Origin of the sequence: Flagellimonas crocea, from assembly GCF_033441595.1 — a bacterium.
Lineage (GTDB): Bacteria > Bacteroidota > Bacteroidia > Flavobacteriales > Flavobacteriaceae > Flagellimonas > Flagellimonas crocea.
Genome location: NZ_JAUZVX010000005.1, coordinates 55,652 through 78,492, shown reverse-complemented (window position 1 = coordinate 78,492; position 22,841 = coordinate 55,652). Strand labels below are relative to the sequence as shown.

Genomic DNA, 22,841 nt, shown 5'->3' with positions numbered 1-22,841 from the left:
GTCCCTGTGATGATCAAATTGTCTGGGTTAACTCGATAAACTTGAGTACATTGTAGGGATGAAATTTATTTTGGCACCAGATAAATATAAAGGCTCCCTTACAGGACGCGAATTTTGTGAAATCGTTGCCCGGGGCATCAAAAAAGTTTTTCCAAATGCCGAAATCTTGAACAGGCCCTTGGCCGATGGCGGCGATGGTACCATTGATGTAGTGGCCGACTATCTCAATGCTTCGATGGTTTCGGTGACCGTGAAGGACCCGCTTTTTAGGGAAATCAAGTCCCAATATCTGCTTTCTGAAGACAAACAGACCGCTTTTATTGAAATGTCCGAAGCTTCCGGCTATAAATTGCTGAACAAATCCGAATTGAACTGTATGGAGACCACCACCTTGGGTACGGGCGAGATGATTGCGGACGCCCTTGAAAAAGGTGCAAAGAACATTGTGCTCGGCATTGGGGGTAGTGCCACGAATGATGGGGGTATGGGCATGGCGAAGGCCTTGGGCCATTCTTTTTTGGATGCTGATGGAAACGAGTTGGAACCGATTGGAAAGCATTTGAGCAAGGTGCAACAAATCCAAAGGAATCAGGTGAACCCCAAGTTGTCCGATGCCAAGATTCAAGTGGCCTGTGATGTCAACAACCCGTTCTATGGTGAAAATGGGGCTGCCAGAATTTATGGGGCACAAAAAGGGGCATCCGAGGAAGAAATAGCATTATTGGACAGGGGCTTGGAAAGCTTTGCTTCCGTACTAAAATCCACTTTTGATGTTGACGTGCAACAGATACCTGGAGCAGGTGCCGCTGGAGGTTTGGGAGGGGGCGCTGTAGTCTTTTTAAATGCAGAATTGGCCTCTGGCGTGGATTTGGTAATGGAACTGGCCAATTTTGATGAGGTTTTGCAGGGTGCCGATTGGTTGATTACGGGAGAGGGGCAGTTGGATGGACAGACCTTTTCGGGAAAAACCATAAATGGGGTAGTGCAGTCTGCCAAAAAGCACAATGTTCCCGTTGCGGCATTTTGTGGATCTATTGATGTGACGATTGAACAAATGCAACAAATGGGGCTGGACTATGCTGTTTCCATTCTCAATCAAATTGGAAACTTGGATGATGCCAAGGCCAAAAGCGCCGAAAACCTGGAGCTGGCCAGTTATAATTTTGCACGTTTATTAAAAAGGGGCAAGGGTTAGCCCAAATAACTTCTTTCCATTTTAAACTCCAAGGATTTTTTCACGGTCTTCCATTCGCTGTTCAAAATGGAGAATACCACCGTATCACGAAGGTTACCGGATTCATCCAATCTATGATTCCGTAAAATACCGTCTTGTTTGGCCCCCAAACGCAGAATTGCATTTCTGGAAGGATGGTTGTGAAAGTGGGTACGGAACTCTACTGCAATGCAGTTCAGGTTTTCAAAGGCATATTTGAGCAATAGATATTTGCACTCGGTATTGATTCCTGTTCGTTGTGCTTTTTTAGCGTACCAAGTTGCCCCGATTTCCACTCGCTTGTTTTTTGCATCCACGTTCAAATAGCGTGTGCTGCCCACTATGGTGTTGGTTCTTTTATTGATAATGGCAAAGGGAAGTGCCTTGCCCGATGCTTGTTCGGCAAGCGCAATGTCCAAATAGGAATCTATGGTCTTGGGAGAGGGCACGGAGGTGTACCACAGTTCCCAAAGTTTTCCATCGGATGCCGCAAATGCCAAATCTACTTTTTGCGATTTTTGCAGGGGAACGAGCTTTACCAATTCGCCTTCCAGTTGTACGGGACTTAACCAGGATTCCATAGGTTGAATTTATGCCCCAAATATAGGTTTAAATGTTTCGATTGTTGCACAAAAAAAGAGCCGAGAACATTGTTCTCGGCTCTTACATCAATCAAAAAACGAAATTATATGACCTATTGTGAATCACTGAATTCTTCAACAATAAAGAAGTCTTTATCCTTCTTATTGATCAAATATGTGCTTTCCACAACATGGTACTGCATTGATTTGTCATCTACTTTGATGTCAAATCCTTTATCGGTAGGTACTAGCTCGAATTTACTTTTCTTCGGGCTCTTGTATTTTAGTACCATATAGTCATCATAGTTTTTATCGGCATCATTGTCAATGGCTACCAACTTGGTAACGTATGCCGATGAGGGCTTTCTATCTTGATTGACCATTCCTTTGTCCTTTTGGTCCATTTTCATGGTATAATCCCTCTGTTCCATGACTTTTACACTGTATTGTTTTTCCTTGCCATTTTCAGATATGGTGAAGGTATTCAGTTCCTTGGTTGCGTTCATCATCCCATTTTGGCTTTGCCCATATCCGGCAAATGCCGTCAGGGTTGAGATTGATAGTATAGTGAGTAACTTTTTCATAGTTCTGTTTTTAATGGTTAACAAATCAGTGTTCTGGAAGGACCCAATTTTTCCTACTTTAGGAAAGAGGTGAACATCCAGTGTCTTTTCTCCAGCTCGGTCATAAACTCGGTCAACATGTTCTCGGTCACAACGTCGCCGGTCTCGAGGGATGCATTTACGGCATCCAGCATGCTATCGTGCAGAATTTCATAGTCGTGGAGTACTTCCCTTACCATTTCGAGCGCAGAAATATTTTTTTCCTGCTCTTCAATGTTGGAAAGCTCCAAGGTCTTTTTCATGGTGAAATTGGTCTTTACGCCAAATACCCTGATTCTTTCTGCCACGATATCAATATTTTCTTTCACGGTATTGTATTCGTTTTCGAATTCCTCATGAAGCTCAAAAAAGTCTTGACCTTCGATGTTCCAGTGAAAGTTTCTGAGTTTATTGTAAAATACTTGGTAATTGGCCAAAAGGGTATTTAAGCTTACCACGATTTCGGCGGTTTCCAAATAGGTGAACCCTAGTTTTTTAAATGTTTTGTTTTTTGCTTTAATAGCTTCCATATAATAGATTTTTGATTTTTGTTATACCTAAAATTACGGGTCAATCAACGAATAGATCGATTGAAAAGATTTAATTCTTGATGCAATAGATGTAAAATGTTTGTTTGGTCCGAAAATGACCGTTATTGACACGAAACTCCAAGATTTTATAATTCGTTTCTTATAATAAATTAATATTATATATCAGAAAATCAATTATTTAACTAAGTTTAACGCTTAGCGTTGCTGATGGGGGATGCTTTCTACTTGCACCTCCTTTTTGTCTTATATTCTTTTAGAAGTGACCTTGTTCCATAACGATATAAACAATTGCAAGTGGTTGTAATCGTTTACATACGTTTACAAACGAAAACAAATGATTACAAACCAAATAATGTTTTGTAACGCATCTAAGTTTGCCTCGTCGGATTGGATTTCGATGTAAAATATAAATCACTTAAATCTTACTATTATGAATTCACTTAGAAACAAAGTACAATTGATCGGCAATCTTGGAAACGATCCTGAAATGGTCGTGTTGGAAAATGGGAGCAAACTCGCAAAGTTCTCCATTGCAACGAATGAATCCTACAAGAACGCGAAAGGGGAAAAGATTACGGATACCCAGTGGCACAACATCGTGGCATGGGGAAAGCTGGCGGAGATAGCCGAGAATTTTTTGGCCAAAGGCAAAGAGGTCATCATCGAGGGCAAATTAATATCACGCTCCTACGAGACCAATGAAGGTGAAAAAAGATATATCACCGAAATCAAATGCAACGAACTTTTAATGCTTGGAAAATAAAAAGCAGAAGCATTTTCAAGAAAAAGGGGCAATTGGCCCCTTTTTTCAATTTGGGATTAGGGTAAATCCTCTTTGAGTTGTTATTAAGGCAAACGCCAGAACTTTAGTAAATGAATAAGTTAATCATTAAAAACCCAAAAGATGAGATTACAAATTCTTTTTGCGGTACTGTTTACTGTAGGCTGGTCAAGTTTGACATCTGCACAAGAGGAGCAAAATTCCTTTTATGAAAATCTCGCGATAAAGGATGCACAATACGAACAGTATTTTGTGTTCATGAATGCAGAGGATGAAAAGGATTTTTGGAAGGACCAAAAGCGCTACGAGAACGATTTAAGGAAACAAAACAGCGAATGGTACCATAGTTATTTGAACGGAAAACGAATAGCGTATTCACAACACGCCAAAGCTTGCAGCTCCCATTGTACACATAGCGAACTGTTTTTTGAAGAAGCAAAGCGCTACTTTATTTATTATGACAACAAGACATTTTTAGGAGATCCTGCGGACATCATTGTTCAAATTGATTCTCCCCGAATTTTTTGATTGTGCCTTTTAGTTAGTTAAGTAAAAAGCGCCCTGATCATGGGGCGCTTTTTTTGTCTCAAATATTTTTTTAGTTCTGCCCTCCGTTGCGTTCAGGTGAGCGTGGCTCTGGCCACTCCAATTGCTCTCCCGTTCTATCACTTATTGGAAGCACAGCTTTTTCCCTTGAAGTCTTTTCAGGGTCTTCGCTGGCCATGTAGGCAAGAATTGCCGTGAGGATGGCATTGTTCCTTACATCATCAAAAATAATTTTGTCGTAGGTGTCCCGGTTGGTATGCCAAGTATAGTTCCAATAGGACCAGTTCAAAGAACTCAGACTGAAGGCAGGAGCTCCCGCAGCTTGAAAAGAGGCATAATCCGAACCGCCACGGGCAGGGGTTCCGGGAAAGGTCGTTTCGATTTCATCGGTAATTTCTTTGGGAACTTCATGCAACCATTTTCCTAAATAATCATAGGAATTCAAAAATCCACCACCGGAAATCCTAACCACTCTACCAGTTCCATTATCCTGATTGAAAACAGCCTGTACGCCCGCAACAATTTCTGGATTATCCTCAACAAAAGCTCTGGAACCGTTAAGCCCTTGTTCTTCGCTGCCCCAATGTCCGACCAAAATGGTTCGTTTTGGGTTGGGATAGGCTTTTTTCAAAATGCGCATGGCCTCCATCATTACCAAAGTTCCAGTACCGTTGTCGGTTGCTCCGGTGCCACCGTCCCAAGAATCAAAATGTGCGGATAGAATCACATACTCATCCGGCTTTTCGGAACCTTTGATCTCGGCTATAGTGTTGAAGGTAGGTACTTTGCCCAATTCTTTCGATTCTGCTACAATATGAAGCTGCGGTTTTTGCCCCGATTCCACTAATCGATATAACATCCCATAATCTTCCAATTCCAAGTCAACGGTCGGGATTTCTTTGGTATAGGCACCGAAAATTTTGTTTACGCCAAAACCTCTGGACCAATAGGAGGCTACGATACCAACCGCACCTGCTTCTTCAAGGGCGGCAGGCAGACTACGACGGTCCAGTCCAGTTCTGGACATGTTCTTGTCCCAAGCCTCAGTTTGCTCCTCGCGTTCCTTTTTCATTTTTTCAAAGGACTTTTCGGTAGCAAATTCTTCCCAATTGTAATCGGGTCTTCCTGTGGGTTGTGGCATGGAAATCATGACCAGCTTGCCCTTAACATTCGGAAGCCAATTTTTGAATTCCATGGAGTCCGAAATGGTAGGTAAAACAATCAGTTCTGCGGTCACTCCTTTTTTGGGCGTACTTGGGCTCCAGGCCAGTTGGGTTCCCCTTAGGCTCTGTACTCTGGGATGTACCATATCGATATGGCTAATGCCCCGTTCCCAGCCTTTCCATTCGCCCCATTGCTCGTTGCGGGCAGGTATTCCCCAACTTTCGTATTTGGCAACCGCCCAATCATGGGCATTTTTCATTTGTGGGGTACCGACCAATCTAGGTCCGATACCATCCATAAGCTGATGGCCAAGGATTTCGAGTTGGGAGTTTTCGTTGGCTTCTTGAACGATGGCTTCAATCACTGCGTCCTTGTCCTGTGCCAACATGAATATGCCGGACAAAAGGAGCATGGTAAATAAAAGGGAGGTTTTTTTGATCATGGTTTCTAGTTTGCCCTAAAAATAGGACAAATACCAGAAATTGAATAGGAGGCAAGTGATTTAAGCGAGATGACTAGGCTACTTTTTTCATCAAATCAAAGCAAGGACATTTTTTGCAGCGTTTTTTTTCGCTCTTCTTGTATTTTTCGCAGCACTTGGATTTTACCTTGCCAGTTGGCGGTAACTCCCTAAGTTTTGCTTTTTTGAGTTTCTTTTTGTCCTTTTTCTTTCCCATGGATAGAACCGAAATAGGAGACAAAAATAATTATTTTAAATCAATCTAAATAAAATTTAACATAATTGTGTTTCCAATGCATTAAAACTGAAGGGAAACCCCCAAAGTGTTGGGGCCAAAAGAAAGATTCCAGCTTACGTTTTTAGGCTGTTGGTCGTTGTACTTTTCATCATATTTGGAATCGAGGTATTTGTCGATGGATTCCACAATAAAAATACTGAGCACCGTACTGAAGGCAACATCGGAAAACCAATGAAAATCATCCAGTACACGTACAAGGCCCGGAATCATACCCACAGTGTACAGACCACCTTTTACCCAAGGACTCTTGAATTGTTTGGCAATCGCGTAAGCATTACTAAAGGCCAACATGGCATGACCAGACGGGAATGAGTCATAATCGTACACCCTATCCAAATGCAATGGGTCAAAAGTTGCCGAACCTGCTCCGCTTTTTGGCCTTGCCCTACCAATAATGCGCTTGCTCACTTGTTGGAGGAACCCTCCGGCGGTGGCAGAAGAGATTAAGAGTACCCCGGTTCGCCTCAATTTTTCATTTTTGGTGAACAAGCCGGCAAGATAAACACCCCCTGTCAGCATGTAATTGTTTTCTGGACTACCATATTCGTGGCCATAATCCATAATGACATCCGGTACGTCCTGATCAAAACCATTTTTCCATCTGTTGAGTTCATCATCAACGGCAAATAGAAGTAGTGTACCCCCGGTCAAATATCCAAAATTGGCCCAATCGTTTCCCTGCCAGTGAAAGGGACGGGAATACGAATAACCAACTCCGCCAAACATGTTCCCTACATCATAGGTAAAGTTGTTCCAAAGGTTTTTTTCTTTTTCTTGATGAAGTTCCTGACCGTTCATGGCAGTGGTCAATAGGATAAAAGCAAAGTATCTAAAAAGTCTCATGAGATTGTAAAACAAAAATAGACGGTAAAATTAGCCATAAATATCTTGTGCCAAGCGAAAAGTATTGGCATGGGCTTCTACTATGATCCTGATCTCGGGGGAATAACCTCCGCCCATACTGCATTGTACCGGGATGTTGGCATCATGGCAAGTTTGAAGCACAAAACGGTCCCGCTCCTTGCAGCCGTCCAAGGTCATGGCCAAAGTTCCCAGCTTGTCGGTTTCCAGCACATCCACCCCGCAGAGGTAGAAAATAAAATCGGGGCGGACCACCTCCATTAACTCTGGTAACGTCTTTTTTAGAATGGATAGGTATTCTTCATCCGTGGTGCCTTTTTCCAAAGGAACATCAAGATCCGAGGTTTCCTTTTTGAAGGGATAATTGCCCTTACCGTGCATGGAAAAGGTAAAAACAGAATGGTCGGTCTGGAAGATTTCGGCCGTACCATTGCCCTGATGCACATCCAAATCCACGATCAAGATTTTTTCGGCCAGTTTCTGGTTCAAAAGATATCTAGCCCCAATAGCTTGGTCGTTCAGCATGCAAAAAGCTTCGCCCCTGTCCGAGTAGGCGTGGTGCGTTCCCCCTGCAATGTTCATGGCAATGCCGTTTTCAAGGGCAAAACGACAACCTTTGATGGTGCCGTCCGCTATAATGCGTTCCCGTTTCACGAGTGCCTCGCTCAAAGGGAAACCTATCTTTCTTGCTTCTCTCTTGGATAGTTGCAAACCAACCAGATTGCGATAATATTCCTCATCGTGGGCCGCTAAAATATGACGGTCTTCGGGAAAGGAAGGCTCAAAAAAGTTGTCCTTCGTGCAAGTGCCCTCATACAACAATTGCTGGGGCAGTAGTTCGTATTTGATCATCGGGAACCGATGCCCTTCGGGCAATGGGTGTTTGTAAATGGGGTGATAGGCGATTTTGAGCATTTAGGCACCTTGTTTATGCAATGCCAACTGTATCCGCTTTCGGGGCACGTCCACATCCAAGACTTTTACCACTACCTGTTGATGAAGGCTCACGTGTTCGTTGACATCTTTTACAAAAGTATCCGATAGGTTGGAAATATGGATAAGGCCACTTTCTTTGATGCCGATATCCACAAAGCAGCCAAAGTTGGTAATGTTGTTGACGATGCCGGGCAGCAATTGTCCTTGCCGCAAATCGGTAATTTCCTTGATGTTCTGATTAAAGGTGAACACCTTGGCCTTTTCGCGAAGGTCCAATCCTGGTTTTTCCAATTCTTTTAGAATATCCTCCAAGGTTGGCATTCCAATGGATTCGGTACAATAGGATTTAAGATTGATACTTTGTAAGGCGGACTTGTTTCCAACGATTTGATTGAGGGAAACACCTTGGTCCTTGGCCATTTTTGATACCAAACCGTAGCTTTCTGGGTGAACGGCCGAATCATCCAAAGGATTGTCTCCATTTTTGATGCGCAAAAAACCTGCACTCTGTTCAAAGGCCTTTCCTCCCAATCGAGGTACGTTTTTAATTTCTTCCCTACTTCTGAAGGCTCCATTTTCGTTACGATGGGCCACTATATTTTCCGCAAGTTTCGGCCCAATGCCCGAAACGTAGCTCAAAAGGGGTACACTCGCCGTGTTGATGTTGACGCCGACGGAGTTCACACAACTTTCGACTACCGTGTCCAAGGAGGTTTTTAATTGCGTCTGGTCCACATCGTGCTGGTATTGCCCAACCCCGATGGACTTGGCGTCGATTTTCACCAATTCCGCCAAAGGGTCAGCCAAACGTCGACCAATGGAAACCGCTCCTCTTACCGTAACATCATAATTTGGAAATTCCTCGCGGGCAATTTTGGATGCCGAATAAATGGATGCACCCGCTTCGCTGACCACGAACACCTCAATTGGTTTTTTGAACGGTACGCGCTTTACCAATTGTTCGGTCTCTCGCGATGCCGTTCCGTTGCCAATGGCAATGGCCTCTATTTTATAGGCATCCACCAAGGAACTTATCTTTTTGATGGCACCGGAACTATCTCGCTGTGGTGGATGGGGATAAATGGTCTCGTTGTGCTTTAAATCGCCCTGCTCGTCCAAACAGACCACTTTACAGCCCGTTCTGAAACCTGGGTCGATGGCCAAAATTCGCTTTTCACCCAAAGGAGCGCCGAGCAACAGTTGCTTTAAATTTTTCGAAAACACCTGAATGGCATCCGCATCTGCCTTTTCCTTGGCCGTTTTTAAAAGTTCGTTGGATAGGGATGGTAACAACAGTCGTTTGTAGGCATCCGCAATGGCCAGCCCGATTTGTTCTGCGCAGGCTTTATTGGTTTTAATGATGCGTCTTTCGATATTTTGAAGTGCCCTTTCATCATCTATCTCGACCTTTACTCGGATAAAACCTTCCTTTTCCGCACGCAAAATGGCCAAAAATCGGTGGGATGGACATCGGTTCAAAGGTTCGCTCCAATCAAAATAATCTCGGAATTTTTGGGCCTTTTCATCATCTTTTTTGGTCTTTACGACTTTGGTAGTGATCAGGGCGTGCCGTTCCAACTGACTCCGCAATTGGTTACGGATATCGGTGCGCTCATTGATCCACTCGGAAATAATATGGCGTGCTCCTTCGAGGGCATCGTCTTCGTTAATTACATCTTTGTTGAGGTATTTGGAAGCAATGTATTCAATTTCATCGCTCCTTTGTGCCATAATGATCTTGGCCAAAGGTTCCAATCCATTTTTTCGTGCGGTCTCGGCCTTGGTCTTTTTACTTTTTTTGAACGGAAGGTAGAGGTCTTCCAAACTGGTAAGGTCGGTACAGTTCAGAAACTTGGCTTCCAGTTCGGGAGTAAGGGCATCTTGTTCGGCGACAGCTTTGATGATGGCCGCCTTTCTTTTTTCCAAAGCCTCAAACTGGTTTTTGTATTCAACGATGGCACCAATCTGGACCTCGTCCAAATTTCCAGTAAGTTCTTTTCGATATCGGCAAATAAAGGGAATGGTACAGTCTTGGTTTAAAAGAGAAACCGTATTCTCCACACTTTTCTCCGAAAGATGGGTGTGGCTAACGATATAGGGAACAAGTTGCATGATATTAAAGAATTTTAAGTAGGCGTGGAATTGGAGTGATCGCTACAGCAAAAGCTATTGGCATTAAAACTTATACAGGATGTATTTGTCCAATTTTTTATTGTAAAACCCCCAAATGTAGGAATCGTCCAATCGAAATACTGTTTCGGCATCTGTGGAAGGAAACTTGTCTGCGGCCTCCTTAATACGGTCGAAGCTATTTTTGGGAATTTCACCTTCTTTGTGATTAAAATTCTCGTCAAACAAACATTCAATTCTGGTGGCTTTTGTGGATGAGTAGCTACCGTAGGCAAAAAAGGTGGGATTAAAGGTTACTGCAAATGCACCCGCAGATGCCATGGGAAAACCAACACCGGGCATCATCATAGGTGCTCCACCTCTCGAAATTTCTTTTTTGGAACCCATGGTGACCACATAATTGCCTTTATGTTTAGAAACTGCTACTCCTATATCTTCCTTTCCGAGCCTTCTTAGAAATTTACTGGTCTTTTCCATTTCCCGGTAACTGCTATACATTCCCCCTTCTTGAATAATTGGAGTGTTGCTGAAGGTTATTTCATCATCTTTGGTTATAACAATATTTTTCAGTTCTTCCCCAGAATCCAGCGTTTTTACAGAAAATGCCATGTCATCACTTGTTGCAGAAATCATATAAATTTTATCTTCAAGGATGAAGGAGTTTGAGTTTACAACTGCTGCCGGTAAATAAGGTTTCTCTATAGAAGAGACCAAAGGCTGTAATGTTTGGGTTGAAATATCAATGATATAGGTGCGCCTTTGCGTATCGATCGATAACGTAAAACCAGATTTCCCAGGATACATTTTTACAATGTTACTGGTACTTTCAACAGAATTTGGGGCTTCTGAATCAATTTTATCCACTTGAAACCTATATTGGCTTCCTATAGTTTGAACGTTTCCGCCAGTGGACATAATGGTATTGAGGCTTTTTGGAGTTCCTTGATCATCCACAAAAGATTCGTTTGATAGGTCTATGGTTTCCTGTACCAATTCTTTGCCCTCTTCAAAAATATAATCATGAAACAGGTTACTATCCTTCGGGATGGTAATCAAATGAAATTTTGATGCATTGGAGTAACCTTCTACGAAAAACTCCTGTTTTAGTTTGAAATCATAGAGCGTTTCTTGGGTAATACCTTGTTCAAAATCAAACAGGACACTTCCGAAAGTCTTATCATTTTTATCTTTCAAAAAGAGACGAATCTTTTTATCAAGTATGGAATAGCCAATTATTTGGTTGTACTTTTTCGGAAGTCCTTCGGAGGCAAACCTGTTGATTAATTTTAGGGAAGGGGAAAACAAAAAGCCATACATTTTATTGTCATCGTCCAAGAATAGCGCAAAATTTCCAGTCTCTTCGTCGATAACCGTAAAAGCTGTATGTACCTTTCTGCTACCTTCTTTTAGGTCATTCGATATTTCTAAAAATTTTTCTTGGGATATCGAAAATTGGACTAATAAAAGGCAAAGAATCAGAAATGGATTTTTCATGGTATAATACTAGTTAATGGTTTCCCCATTCGTGACGTCTTGTTCGTCCGGGTTGACAAAAACTAATTTACCATTTTTATTTTCCGTCATCAAAATCATACCTTGACTTTCCACTCCCCGCAATTTTCTTGGGGCCAAATTGGCGACAACGGTTACTTTTTTGCCTACAATATCCTCTGGTGTAAAGCTATTGGCAATACCCGATACAATGGTCCGGGTATCAAGTCCCATATCTACCTTTAAAATCAAAAGTTTATCTGCTTTGGGCATTTTTTCGGCTTCGATAATGGTCCCGACCCGCAAGTCAAGTTTAGCAAAGTCATCAAAAGTGATGGTATTCTTTAAGGGAGCTGTTTCTTTATCCATGGTACCTGTGCTGATAGTAGTCGAAGCATTTGCTTTTTTGGTGGCTTCCAATTTATCCAGTTGTTGTTGAATTTCGGTGTCCTCGATTTTTCTGAAGAGTAGTTCGCTCGGGTTGAGTTGGTGTCCGGCGGGGAGAAGAACATCACGTGTAGCAATTTCATCCCAATGGGATGCTGAATCAAGTTCAGCATGACGTAAAATCCCCTTTAATTTATTCGATGTAAACGGCAAGAAAGGCTCGCTTAAAATGGCCAATCCCGTTGCAATCTGAAGCGCCACGAACATAATGGTCTTGACGCGCTCTTCATCGGTTTTTATCAATTTCCAAGGCTCTTGGTCTGCCAAATATTTATTGCCCAATCTGGCCAAGTTCATTAACTCCTGACTGGCTTCGCGGAAACGGTAGCGTTCCAATGATTTGGAAAGGGTCTCCGGAAATGCTTTCAGCGCTTCCAAGGCTTCTTCATCAACGGCTTTGAATTCAGCCGGTGCTGGCACAACTCCATCATAATATTTATGCGTTAACACAGCCACTCGGTTCACGAAGTTTCCGAAAATGGCCACGAGTTCATTGTTGTTTCTTGACTGGAAATCCTTCCACGTAAAATCATTATCCTTGGTCTCCGGTGCATTTGCCGTCAACGCATAACGAAGTACATCTTGCATATTCGGGAATTCTTCCAAATATTCGTGCAACCAGACTGCCCAGTTTTTGGAAGTGGATAGTTTATTGCCTTCAAGGTTCAAAAACTCATTGGCGGGAACGTTGTCGGGTAAAATGTAGTCACCATTGGCCTCTAACATACTTGGGAAGATGATACAATGGAACACAATGTTGTCCTTACCGATAAAGTGTACCAATTTAGTGTCCTTACTCTTCCAATACGGTTCCCAATCCTTGCCCTCACGTTCGGCCCATTCCTTAGTTGAGGAAATGTAACCGATGGGGGCATCGAACCAGACATAAAGCACTTTTCCTTCTCCTCCTTCTACGGGAACGGGAATGCCCCAATCCAAATCACGGGTGACGGCTCTGGGTTTTAGGCCTTCATCTATCCAAGATTTACATTGTCCGTAGACATTGGGTTTCCAATCGGATTTGTGCTCTTCCAGAATCCATTTTTTTAGGAACCCCTCATATCGGTCCAATGGTAAAAACCAATGCTTGGTCTTTTTTAGTGAGGGTACAGTTCCTGTAATGGTGGATTTTGGATGGATAAGGTCCGTGGCATTCAATGAGGAGCCACAATTTTCACACTGGTCGCCATAGGCTTCCTCGTGTCCGCATTTGGGGCAGGTTCCAATGACAAATCGGTCCGCCAAAAACTGTTTGGCCTCATCATCGTACAATTGTTCGGTTTCCTCTTCGATAAAGTCCCCTTGCTCGTACATTTTTTTGAAAAATTCCGAAGCGGTCTTGTGGTGAACCTCCGCCGAAGTCCTGGAGTAATTATCAAAAGAAATACCAAAATCAGCAAACGATTTTTTGATGATGCTGTGGTACTTATCAATAATTTCTTTTGGAGTGACACCTTCTTTCTTGGCCTTCATGGAGATGGCTACACCATGCTCGTCGCTGCCGCAGACAAAGGCCACATCGTTGCCCTTTAATCGCAAATAACGGGAGTAAATGTCCGCAGGAACGTATACGCCGGCCAAGTGCCCAATATGGATAGGACCGTTGGTGTAGGGCAGTGCCGCAGTAATAGTGTATCTGGAAGGTGATGTATTTTGAGCCATTTAAATCTAATTAGGCCCCAAAAATACTGATTTTAACGGGATACACACAAAAAACGAAACCCCCGAAAATGCGACCCTATTTGGGGTGAGGGGTGCATTATCGAAGGGTTCCGAAAAAATGGATAACAAAGTTTCCCGCTTCTTTAGGCTATCATTACCGATTTGCTCATTTTTTTATCTCCCACGGAGATTCGATAGATATATTTTCCTGTGGACAAACTGTCCCGCATACGCTCGCGTATGTTGATGTCCACTGCGCCTTCCAACATCATTTCGTTGAACAGGGTGCCCACACGCTGTCCCAAAATATTGAAGAGTTCAATATCGACATGTGCGGAAACCGGCATTTCCAAATGAATGTATGGATTCCGTGGTGATGTTGACGGGTAAACCGCCGCATGTTGAATGGTGTCCAAAATATCTATGTTGGGGTCCAATGGATCCTGACTTGGTGGTGTATCGGGCAAAGTTGGCGGATCATTGTCCATGGCGATGTCATCAAAAGTTTCGCCGCTACAATTAAAGCCAAGATCTATGGCCTTGTAGGGGTGTCCCAATAAATGTTGTTCTACGGATGCTCTTGGAACGCACAACCATTCGGCCAATACGGTTCCGTAGAGATCCCTAAAGTCCATGGTGTATTCCAAGTTTCCACGGTTGTTGGGTTCGTCCAAAGAGGGGTGCTCCCCAACAAAGGCGCTTCCGCTCAATCCTGACCCAAAGAACAGGGTAGGGGCAGCTTTTCCGTGATCGGTACCATTGGAGCCGTTTTCAAAAATTCTTCGACCGAATTCTGAGAAGGTCATACTCAATACTTTGTCATCTTGCTCGGTAAAGGCGAGATCTTCGTAGAAGTTGTTGATGGCAATGGATAGGTTGGACATTAAACGTTCGTGTACAATGGGCTGATTTCCGTGGGTGTCAAATCCTCCCATGGAGATCATATATACTTTTGTGCCCAAATTTCCTTTGATCAAACGGGCCAACAGTGCCAATTGTCTGGCAAAGCCATTGTCCTGATATTCTACTTGGTTCTGCCCTCTCATGTAGGCATCGTGAATGGTGCCTGCATATTCGTAGGTTGTATTGGCAACACCTCGCAAAAACCGGAGTTGGTCGCCATACATACAGTTGTCGAAGGGGGCATTCTCGATTTCATAGAAAGCACCGGTTTCGGCAATTTGCTCCAACTGGTCCACATTGTTGGTCACGAAGGCATAATTGGTTTCTTCTCCTTGGAAGATCATGTTTGCCAAGTTGCCGATTTGAATGGCCGCGGGAGCAGGTGGAGGAGTAATCAAGTAATCAGGATAAAGTTCCTCAAAATGTCTGCCCATCCAGCCCGTATTCTCTCCTGAAAACCCGGTCGTAGTCAAATCCGTATTGGCAAAAATATCGGAACCTGTAAAGTGGGACAGACTTTGGTTCTGGTACCCTACGCCGTGCACGGCCTTAAATTGGCCATCGCCCCAAAGGGATTCCAGGGCGCTCATGTAGGTGGGCACACCAAAATCGTCCGTAAGTTTTAGGACCTTGCTTTCCGGGATATAGATGTTGGGCCTGGCATTGGCATACGTATCATATTGTTGAATTGGGATTACGGTACTCAGTCCGTCGTTTCCACCAGATAGTCGGATGAGAATCAGAATATTGTCCGTTTCGGCCGCTGCTACCGCCGCGGTGAGCGGTGAAGGTGAGGAGGCCGAAATAAAATGGCTGCCCAAGAACATGGAACCTGAACCGGCTATGCCCAATGCTTGTACAAAGGAGCGTCGGCTCCATTTTTTGTGTTCTTTGTCGTGGCCTTCATGTTCAAGGCCCTTGTGGGGAGAATTATCGTGGGTATGGTGATTATCGCACATGATTGATGGGGTTATTTGAGTTGGAATTCGGGTTCTCTGGATAAATGACGTAACAGGATATAGACCTGTGTTGGTGCTTCCGCGCTCATTTGAAGCATCCATTGTCCGTTGCCTCCAGGATAATAATCGGGGGAGTAGTAATCCTCTGGCACATCGTCAATTTTGAAGGCATCCATGGCCCTTCCAAAATCTTCGTCTGTCAAAAGACCTTTTGGCGTAAACTTGTTTACCAATGCCGTGACCACAATTTCGGGGTTGCTGGTGTTGCTATTGGCAGGTCCAACAGCTTCCATAGCCAAGGTTCTGAACTGCTCGGGGTCATTCTGGAAAAAGCGTTCCAAAAAGAACTCCGCTGTCAACCATCGACCAATTATAAAGTTGGTATTGATCCAAGTTCGGTCCCGTTGCCAACCTTCCACTTCGGGCGGTTGAAAAAAACGTTGTCCGATCATCGAACAGGCATCGACCATGTTGATAATGGTTCCGTCATCATAGGTGAACCCTGTTTCCTTCAATAGGTTAAAATAAAGGTCGGCAGGGCTTTTGATGATGACACCGATAGCGGTTTCATCAAAAAAGTGCTGACTTTTAAATAATTGGCGAAGCACTGGCGCTATTTCAAATCCACTGCTGATAAAGGTTTGTGCCAAACCGTCGATGATCTGAGGGGCAATTCCTCCATCATCACTGGTTGAATCGGGATGAACAAAGAATTCGTATAATTTTTTACAGATAAACCATCCTATCTCATCCGCTCTTTCATTGAAAAGAATATCGATCACGTCATCGTAGCCCCAATTCCCCGTTTGACCGAATATGGTTTTGTTCTCGGTGTTGAACTCCGTTGGGTCAAATGTCACAGGGGTGCATCCTTCTTCACCGCGTTCGGTGTATCCGGAGAGGGCCTTGGAAGTTTCTATGATGTCCTCTTCGGTATAATTGTTTCCTTCTCCCAAGGTAAAAAGCTCATACAGCTCCCTGGCATAGTTCTCATTGGGGTTGTTCCCACGGTTACGAACACCGTCCAAGTAGTAGAGCATGGCACTGGTAAGGCCAATTTCGCTGGTAAAGGTCTTGAAGTTGCCCAAGGCGTTGCGCTGTAGGCAATTGATATAATAGTATAGGAAACCGGGACAATTATAAGTTTCTAACTGGGTAACAAAGTGGTTGCTCCAGAAAAAACTCATCCGGTCCAGTAGATCATTGTTTACCAAGGCATTTCCGTAGGCGGTGGTAAAATCTTCAATTTGGGCCCCTCTCATTTGGCGGGCCAAATCGTCATCTGCAGGATAATTGGCATCGTTCCAATCTGCCCATTCCGGCGGGGGTATGGTCGGGGCAGCAAGTGCTTGATCTACCAAATTATCAACAAGCGTCCCAGCTGTTTGTCCAACAGCAGCATTAATGGTCTGTACAGAGGCGCTAAAACCAAGCCTTCGGTACAAGTGGGCCGCACGCAACTCGTCCAATGGAGTATTGTACAGCGCCAAGGTTGAGGAATTACAATTGATGAAGTACTCCATAGCAATGTCTGGCGTTAATTAGGTACATAGTTTGGGGCAACTATATGTTTATGCTAATGTTGGGTGTGGTTCAATTGAGCCAACAAATTACAATCTTAACGTTCTAAAGTCCATGAACGACCAAATTTTTCGATGAAATGCATTATATTTTTAGATTTTTACAAATTATATGGCCAATCACAACGCATTTGGAAAATTAGGGGAGCAAAAGGCGGTTGATTTTTTACGTGCATCCGGGTATGCTGTGGTTGCCCGAAATTATCGATACCTAAGTGCAGAAATAGATATTATCGCGCAGAAGGACAATGTGTTGGCAATAGTTGAGGTAAAGTCTAGAAATTCTGGGTTTTTGGGCGATGTTTCCGATATGATCTCACCTAAAAAAATCAAACTTTTAACAATGGCCGCCAATCATTTTGTAGAAGAATCGGACATGGATTTTGAAGTGAGATTTGATGTGGTCACCGTGGTGAAAAATGGCAATGATCTTAAAATTGACCACTTAAAAAACGCATTCTATCATTTTTAACCATTTGTTTGTTTTGTAACAATATGTTATTTTTGTTCAAAATCAACCGATAATGAAAACAATATCTGCTGTAGTAGAACATTACATCAAGAAAAAGCCTTTTTTGCAGACCGCATTGGCACAAGGGATTATCAATTTGACTTCTTTGTCCCGACAGATCAAACCTGAAATTGCCGAAGAGCTGGGCAAAGATGTAAAAGATGGCGCTATAGTGATGGCCCTTAAACGTTTGTCGGATGATCTGGAGTTCAGGGCTACCCATAAAATTGTGAAGGTGCTCAAGAATATTGGTGAGATTACGGTACGCTCCAATCTTACCGATTATACTTTTTTGGCCTCGGATACCATATTGGGACAACAGGCCCGACTGCTGGAAGAGGTGAATGCGAACCAAGATGTTTTCTATACCTCTTCGCGGGGCGTGAACGAGATCAATATTGTGATCAGCAACATCATGGACGGCGTGGTTGAAAAGTATTTTAAGATGGAACGTTGCACCCAAAAGGCCGAGGGACTTTCTTCGATTACCGTAAAATTGCCTGCGGAGAATGTTTCGGTTCCTGGAATTTACTACTTTATATTTCAGCGACTGGCCTGGGAAGGCATTGTACTTTACGAAGTGATCTCTACCACCAATGAGTTTACCATTTTGGTGAACGATGAGCAGGTAGATGTCGCTTTCAGGACCATCAAAGATTTAAAATCGTTGTAAAATAGGGTTCCTTTTTTTCAGGTCTAAACTAAACGGGCATCTTCTTCGTTGTAGAAAAAGACACTTTTTGGAAAAATGACCAAAAAAAGGATTTTTTACGGCATTCTGGGCTTAATTGTACTGTACCTGTGCTATTTGGCCTATATTTTTATACTCTCCCCAAAGACCAATCTACAGTCCATTTATCTGATTCCGAAGGATGCAGTCTTCATTATTGAATCGGAGCGGCCCGTGGAGAGTTGGGAAAAAGTCAGTAAGAGCGAAGGGTGGAAGCATCTTAAAAAGAACGACTATTTTTCCGAGCTCACCGAGAATATTCAACGGGTAGATACAATTTTCAACGACAATCATAAACTCTTCGAGTTTTTTGACAACCGTTCCCTGTTCATATCCATTCACATGATCTCTCCGAAGGATTACGGGATTTTTTATGTTTTGGATTTGAAACGCATTGCCAAACTTCAATTGCTGAAAACCTATCTCAATACCTTATTGGATGATGGTTATGTACTGAGCAAACGAACCTATCACGAACACGAAATTTTGGAAGTCCACGATCGAGACAGCAAGGAAACGATGTATTTGTCTTTCATTAAAAATCAGTTGATAGCTTCCTACACCCATACCTTGGTGGAGGCTTCCATAGATCAATATATGGAACCTGTTTTGGGGCGTAACCTCAACTTTTTGGAAATCAACCAAAAAGTGGGGCACGAAGATCTTTTCCGAATGTACGTGCAGTACCATTATTTTGATGATTACGTTAAAATGTACTCCGACAGACCTTCCGATTGGGTACAACGCGTGAGCGAGAACTTTTTGTTCTCTGGCTTTTATTTTGATTTGGACGAGAACAGCACGCTAACCGCCAATGGATATACCAACATCAGCGCCGTGAACGAATATTATTTGGAGGCGTTGCAAAAATCGGGTACCGCGGAACGCTCCATTCCCCAAGTGGCACCCAATAGCACGGCACTTTATATCAGCTATGGGTTTGACAGCTTCGCTGAGTTCTACGATAATTTCGAGATGGTCCAGCAGAACGATCTAGAACAGTTCGAGAGCTATCAAAAGGGAATTGCCAAAGTGGAAAAATTCCTCAAAATCAATGTCAAGGAAAATTTTGTGAGTTGGATAGGGGACGAAATCGCCGTGCTTCAAATTCAATCACACATTACCAAAGGTAAAAACGATATGGCCTTGGTGCTCAAAGCGAACGATGCCGAAGATGCCAAGACCAATCTGGATTTTGTGGTGGAGCAGATCCGTAAAAAGACGCCTGTAAAGTTCAAGGCGGTCAACTATAAGGATTATGAAATCAACTTTTTGTCCATCAAGGGTTTCTTTAAGATATTGTTGGGCGGTAGGTTTGATGAGTTTGATAAACCCTACTTCACCCAGATTGATGACTTTGTGATCTTTAGTGACAGTCCCAATACCCTAAAGGGCATTATTGATAAAGTATCGGAGGGGGATATTTTGGCGACCTCGGAAGAATTCAAAAATTTTGACAAAAGGTTCGATTCAGAATCCACTGTGTTCGTGTACAGCAATGTGCCTTTGCTGTTTGATAATATGTATGCCCTGGCCGATGCTGCCACCAAGCAAAAAATGCGCAAGAACAAGGATTTCATCATTTGTTTTCCTCAGGTGGGATTGCAACTGACCCCTGAAGAGGATTTGTTCGAAAGTAGATTGGTGCTCAACTATCAAGATGTGCAGGAGGTGAAAAAGGTGATGGATATGACCCAACCAGACACTGAAGTTGTGACCACAAATCAAAGTACAGCATCCACAGAAATCACCGATGCGGTTTTTGATTTAAGGCCCATTTATCCCAATGATTTGAACGCGAGTTCCTTCAGTAAGACCTATGCCAATGGGAACATCCGTTTTGAAGTGGACCTTAAAGATGGTCTAAAACATGGCAGATATGAAGAATTCTATTCGGATGGCACCCGAAAAATCCGTGGTCGCTTTCGGGATGATGGGCAAGTGGGCACTTGGCGCTACTATGACACAGAAGGCAATCAAGTTCATAAAAAGCGGTTTTAGATTTCTCCTCGCTACGCTCTGTCGAAATGACTGATGATGTGCAATCGTCATTTCGAACGCAGTGAGAAATCTCGTTTCCCTTTCTGAGCGTAGCGAAGAATCCTTTTTAAAATATCCTAATCGGTGATTGGAGCAGTTCTCGAACAATCATTACCTTGCTTGTCCAAACCAAACCTCCAAAAAATGAAAAATATCTTGGTTGCAGCTACACTTCTCGCTGTATTCTCCACAACTATTACTGTCAACGCACAACAAATCAATTTTCCAGAGCGCCACGCAGCATGGAAAACGGCGGAAAAGAATCAATTCAAATATGATCAATCAGCTTTGGACAAGGCGGTAGATTACGCCAATGCCAACGAGTATTCAGGTTCCAGGGATTTACGGATTGCCATTTTGGAAGGCTTCAAACGGGAACCTTTTCATGAGATTCTAGGACCCACCAAAAAACGAGGCGGCCCAGCAGACATGATTCTAATGAATGGCTATGTACTCGCTTCTTGGGGCGATACCAAGCGGGTGGACATGACCTTTAGCGTAACCAAAAGCTTTTTGTCCACGGTAGCTGGATTGGCCGAGGACCAAGGATTGATAAAGAGCACCAAGGACAAAGTGGTCGACTATATTTGGGACGGTACTTTTGATGGTGAACACAACTCCAAAATCACTTGGGAGCATTTGTTGCAGCAAAATTCCGATTGGTCGGGCGAACTTTGGGGCGGTAAGGATTGGGCGGACCGACCACCGAGTGAAGGTGGTCTGGACGATTGGAAATTTCGCGAACTCAACGAACCGGGTACCGTAATGGAATACAACGACGTCCGTGTAAACGTACTCGCTTACTCACTCACCCATGTGTGGAGAAAGCCTGTGCCCATGGTCCTCAAAGAAGAGGTGATGGACAAAATTGGTGCGACCACATCGTGGAGGTGGTTCGGGTACGATAATGCATGGACGGTTGTGGATGGAATCAAAATGAAATCCGTGACAGGTGGCGGACATTCGGGAGCTGGACTTTTTATTTCCACCGAGGATATGGCTCGATTTGGCACCTTGTTCTTGAACAACGGCAAATGGGAAGATGAGCAGATCATTAGTGAAAGTTGGATCAAGAAAGCAACAACACCATCTGTGCCCAATGTAAACTATGGCTATATGTGGTGGCTCAACCAACAAGGCGGCAGACATTGGGACGGCGTTCCCGAGCATGTGTTCTACGCTGCTGGTTTTGGTGGCAACTTTATCGTGGTGGATCAAAAAAGTGGTTTGGTCATCGTGACCCGTTGGTTGGAACCTTCAAAAATCGGGGAGTTTGTAAAGAAGGTGTACGAGGCTTTTTAACTATGGATTAGTATTTATATCCAAAGGATAGTTGTCTCTAAACTTTTACTTTTTTACTAAAAAAGTTGGCTATAAACTCATCAGGTTGAGCTTTAAAAAAATCTAGTGCAAAGCACACATTCCAATATAGAGGTCCACTTACTTGTTGTTCAAATTCGTTGCTTAAAGGAGTTGATGTTGCTGTATTTTCCAATAATAATTTAAAATCATGTAATTTCTCCAATAGGTTTTTCTTTGTAATATCTCCTTTAATTTTAAAGGTTCTGATTTCATTTCGGTCCTGATAATCCCATTCTTCAGCTCTGATTTCGATTTCATCAGACATCTTAGAGGATGTGGCAACACAAAATATTTCTGGCTTTCCATACCTATATATGTACCTACCGAAACCACATATTGCAATATTTAAAATCTCTTTTTCTTTCAAATTACTTTCCTCCTTTAGTTCTCTTTTAGCTTGAATTAGACAATAGTCCTTAAAAGACATTTTTTCCTTAGGTATAAAGAAATCAAAAGATCCAGATCCCGAGGGTGCCCATCGATTCCTGTTCTCTGTTGTTCTTGAACCCTGCACCAAATAAGTTATGTTGTTGTCTTTGGTAAACAAAAGGGTGCTAGCACCAAGTTGATTGGATAGCTTTGAGAGGTTTAATGTGATTACCTCATTCGTTTCGGTTTTGATAAACTCATTGTGAAGGTTTAATATTTGATTAGCTTTTTGATATTTATACTTCGCAATGCTATTGGATAATCTATCCTTAAAATAGGATGACTTTTGAAGAATAATCGGATCGTTTTCTTCTATAGATTTTTTTGTTATTTCCGATGTCAATCTTACTTTGGAACTGTCAAATGTTTCCCAAGTAGCATCGGGCATATTCAAAACAAAATAGTCTAGATTTTCTTGGATGACTTGAGGTATCTGGTAGGACTTCTTTTCAAACTTGATAAGGTTTTTGCTTTGATTTAATATCAAATTTACTTCTGGGTCATATAGTATGGATTGAACCTCTTTTTTATGGTTGATAACAAAATCCAATGTTTTCAACCTGTTTGGAAGATTTAAAGTTGCGCTTTTTATAGGAGGGTTCTC

At 42.9% G+C, this 22,841-nt stretch carries 20 protein-coding genes; 7 read left to right on the top strand and 13 right to left on the bottom strand.

Going from position 1 to position 22,841, the window contains the following annotated elements; all coding sequences use genetic code 11:
- Window positions 1–58 precede the first annotated feature (58 nt).
- On the top strand, window positions 59–1,195 hold the full coding sequence (locus SD449_RS16675) for a glycerate kinase (protein ID WP_318312198.1): 1,137 nt from the start codon (window positions 59–61) through the stop codon (window positions 1,193–1,195).
- Here the strand turns inward: SD449_RS16675 and SD449_RS16670 are convergent.
- From SD449_RS16670 to SD449_RS16660, 3 genes are all read right to left on the bottom strand, one after another.
- Window positions 1,192–1,794: a GNAT family N-acetyltransferase gene (locus SD449_RS16670; protein ID WP_318312196.1), complete on the bottom strand. Its 603-nt coding sequence runs from the start codon at window positions 1,792–1,794 to the stop codon at window positions 1,192–1,194. The two genes, SD449_RS16675 and SD449_RS16670, sit on opposite strands and share 4 nt — an antisense overlap.
- 113 nt (window positions 1,795–1,907) lie before the next feature.
- Window positions 1,908–2,378, bottom strand: coding sequence for a hypothetical protein (locus SD449_RS16665; protein ID WP_318312194.1), 471 nt, complete (start codon window positions 2,376–2,378; stop codon window positions 1,908–1,910).
- A 53-nt stretch (window positions 2,379–2,431) separates the two neighbouring features.
- Window positions 2,432–2,926 (bottom strand): Dps family protein, encoded by a 495-nt coding sequence (locus SD449_RS16660; RefSeq protein ID WP_318312192.1) that lies wholly within the window; start codon window positions 2,924–2,926, stop codon window positions 2,432–2,434.
- Between the two features lie 451 nt (window positions 2,927–3,377).
- Here SD449_RS16660 and SD449_RS16655 point away from each other — a divergent pair, with 451 nt between their 5' ends.
- Together SD449_RS16655 and SD449_RS16650 are read left to right on the top strand one after the other, a co-directional pair.
- Window positions 3,378–3,710, top strand: a complete 333-nt coding sequence (locus SD449_RS16655; protein WP_318312191.1) for a single-stranded DNA-binding protein — start codon at window positions 3,378–3,380, stop codon at window positions 3,708–3,710.
- A gap of 141 nt (window positions 3,711–3,851) precedes the next feature.
- Window positions 3,852–4,256 (top strand): hypothetical protein, encoded by a 405-nt coding sequence (locus tag SD449_RS16650; protein ID WP_318312190.1) that lies wholly within the window; start codon window positions 3,852–3,854, stop codon window positions 4,254–4,256.
- A 70-nt stretch (window positions 4,257–4,326) separates the two neighbouring features.
- Here the strand turns inward: SD449_RS16650 and SD449_RS16645 are convergent, their stop codons facing one another.
- The 9 genes from SD449_RS16645 to SD449_RS16605 all read right to left on the bottom strand — a co-directional run bounded on the left by SD449_RS16645 (window position 4,327) and on the right by SD449_RS16605 (window position 17,108).
- Window positions 4,327–5,880 carry a M20/M25/M40 family metallo-hydrolase gene (locus tag SD449_RS16645; protein WP_318312189.1) on the bottom strand — a complete coding sequence of 518 codons (1,554 nt, stop codon included), beginning with the start codon at window positions 5,878–5,880 and terminating at the stop codon, window positions 4,327–4,329.
- A 73-nt stretch (window positions 5,881–5,953) separates the two neighbouring features.
- On the bottom strand, window positions 5,954–6,115 hold the full coding sequence (locus tag SD449_RS16640; RefSeq protein ID WP_293166822.1) for a hypothetical protein: 162 nt from the start codon (window positions 6,113–6,115) through the stop codon (window positions 5,954–5,956).
- Window positions 6,116–6,196: 81 nt separating this feature from the next.
- Complete coding sequence (locus SD449_RS16635; RefSeq protein ID WP_318312186.1) at window positions 6,197–7,039, bottom strand: phosphatase PAP2 family protein; 843 nt, start codon at window positions 7,037–7,039, stop codon at window positions 6,197–6,199.
- Between the two features lie 30 nt (window positions 7,040–7,069).
- Complete coding sequence (locus SD449_RS16630; protein ID WP_318312185.1) at window positions 7,070–7,972, bottom strand: histone deacetylase family protein; 903 nt, start codon at window positions 7,970–7,972, stop codon at window positions 7,070–7,072.
- Window positions 7,973–10,105, bottom strand: coding sequence for a Tex family protein (locus SD449_RS16625; RefSeq protein ID WP_318312184.1), 2,133 nt, complete (start codon window positions 10,103–10,105; stop codon window positions 7,973–7,975).
- A gap of 63 nt (window positions 10,106–10,168) precedes the next feature.
- A complete protein-coding gene (locus tag SD449_RS16620; RefSeq protein ID WP_318312183.1) occupies window positions 10,169–11,617 on the bottom strand; it encodes a hypothetical protein in 1,449 nt (482 codons plus the stop codon).
- Window positions 11,618–11,626: 9 nt separating this feature from the next.
- Window positions 11,627–13,723: a methionine--tRNA ligase gene (gene metG / locus SD449_RS16615; RefSeq protein ID WP_318312182.1), complete on the bottom strand. Its 2,097-nt coding sequence runs from the start codon at window positions 13,721–13,723 to the stop codon at window positions 11,627–11,629.
- A gap of 143 nt (window positions 13,724–13,866) precedes the next feature.
- Complete coding sequence (locus SD449_RS16610; protein ID WP_318312181.1) at window positions 13,867–15,585, bottom strand: DUF1501 domain-containing protein; 1,719 nt, start codon at window positions 15,583–15,585, stop codon at window positions 13,867–13,869.
- Window positions 15,586–15,596: 11 nt separating this feature from the next.
- The gene (locus tag SD449_RS16605; protein WP_318312180.1) at window positions 15,597–17,108 is read right to left on the bottom strand and encodes a DUF1800 domain-containing protein; all 1,512 of its coding nucleotides are present in this window, start codon (window positions 17,106–17,108) and stop codon (window positions 15,597–15,599) included.
- 169 nt (window positions 17,109–17,277) lie between these two features.
- Between SD449_RS16605 and SD449_RS16600 the strand changes: the two genes are divergently transcribed.
- From SD449_RS16600 to SD449_RS16585, 4 genes are all read left to right on the top strand, one after another.
- A complete protein-coding gene (locus SD449_RS16600) occupies window positions 17,278–17,637 on the top strand; it encodes a YraN family protein (protein ID WP_318312179.1) in 360 nt (119 codons plus the stop codon).
- A gap of 52 nt (window positions 17,638–17,689) precedes the next feature.
- Window positions 17,690–18,349: an aspartate kinase gene (locus SD449_RS16595; protein ID WP_207035716.1), complete on the top strand. Its 660-nt coding sequence runs from the start codon at window positions 17,690–17,692 to the stop codon at window positions 18,347–18,349.
- 75 nt (window positions 18,350–18,424) lie between these two features.
- Window positions 18,425–20,407: a DUF3352 domain-containing protein gene (locus SD449_RS16590; protein WP_318312178.1), complete on the top strand. Its 1,983-nt coding sequence runs from the start codon at window positions 18,425–18,427 to the stop codon at window positions 20,405–20,407.
- 183 nt (window positions 20,408–20,590) lie between these two features.
- On the top strand, window positions 20,591–21,748 hold the full coding sequence (locus SD449_RS16585) for a serine hydrolase domain-containing protein (RefSeq protein ID WP_318312176.1): 1,158 nt from the start codon (window positions 20,591–20,593) through the stop codon (window positions 21,746–21,748).
- A gap of 37 nt (window positions 21,749–21,785) precedes the next feature.
- Here SD449_RS16585 and SD449_RS16580 read toward each other — a convergent pair whose 3' ends face one another.
- Window positions 21,786–22,796 carry a hypothetical protein gene (locus SD449_RS16580; RefSeq protein WP_318312175.1) on the bottom strand — a complete coding sequence of 337 codons (1,011 nt, stop codon included), beginning with the start codon at window positions 22,794–22,796 and terminating at the stop codon, window positions 21,786–21,788.
- Between the last annotated feature and the right edge of the window lie 45 nt (window positions 22,797–22,841).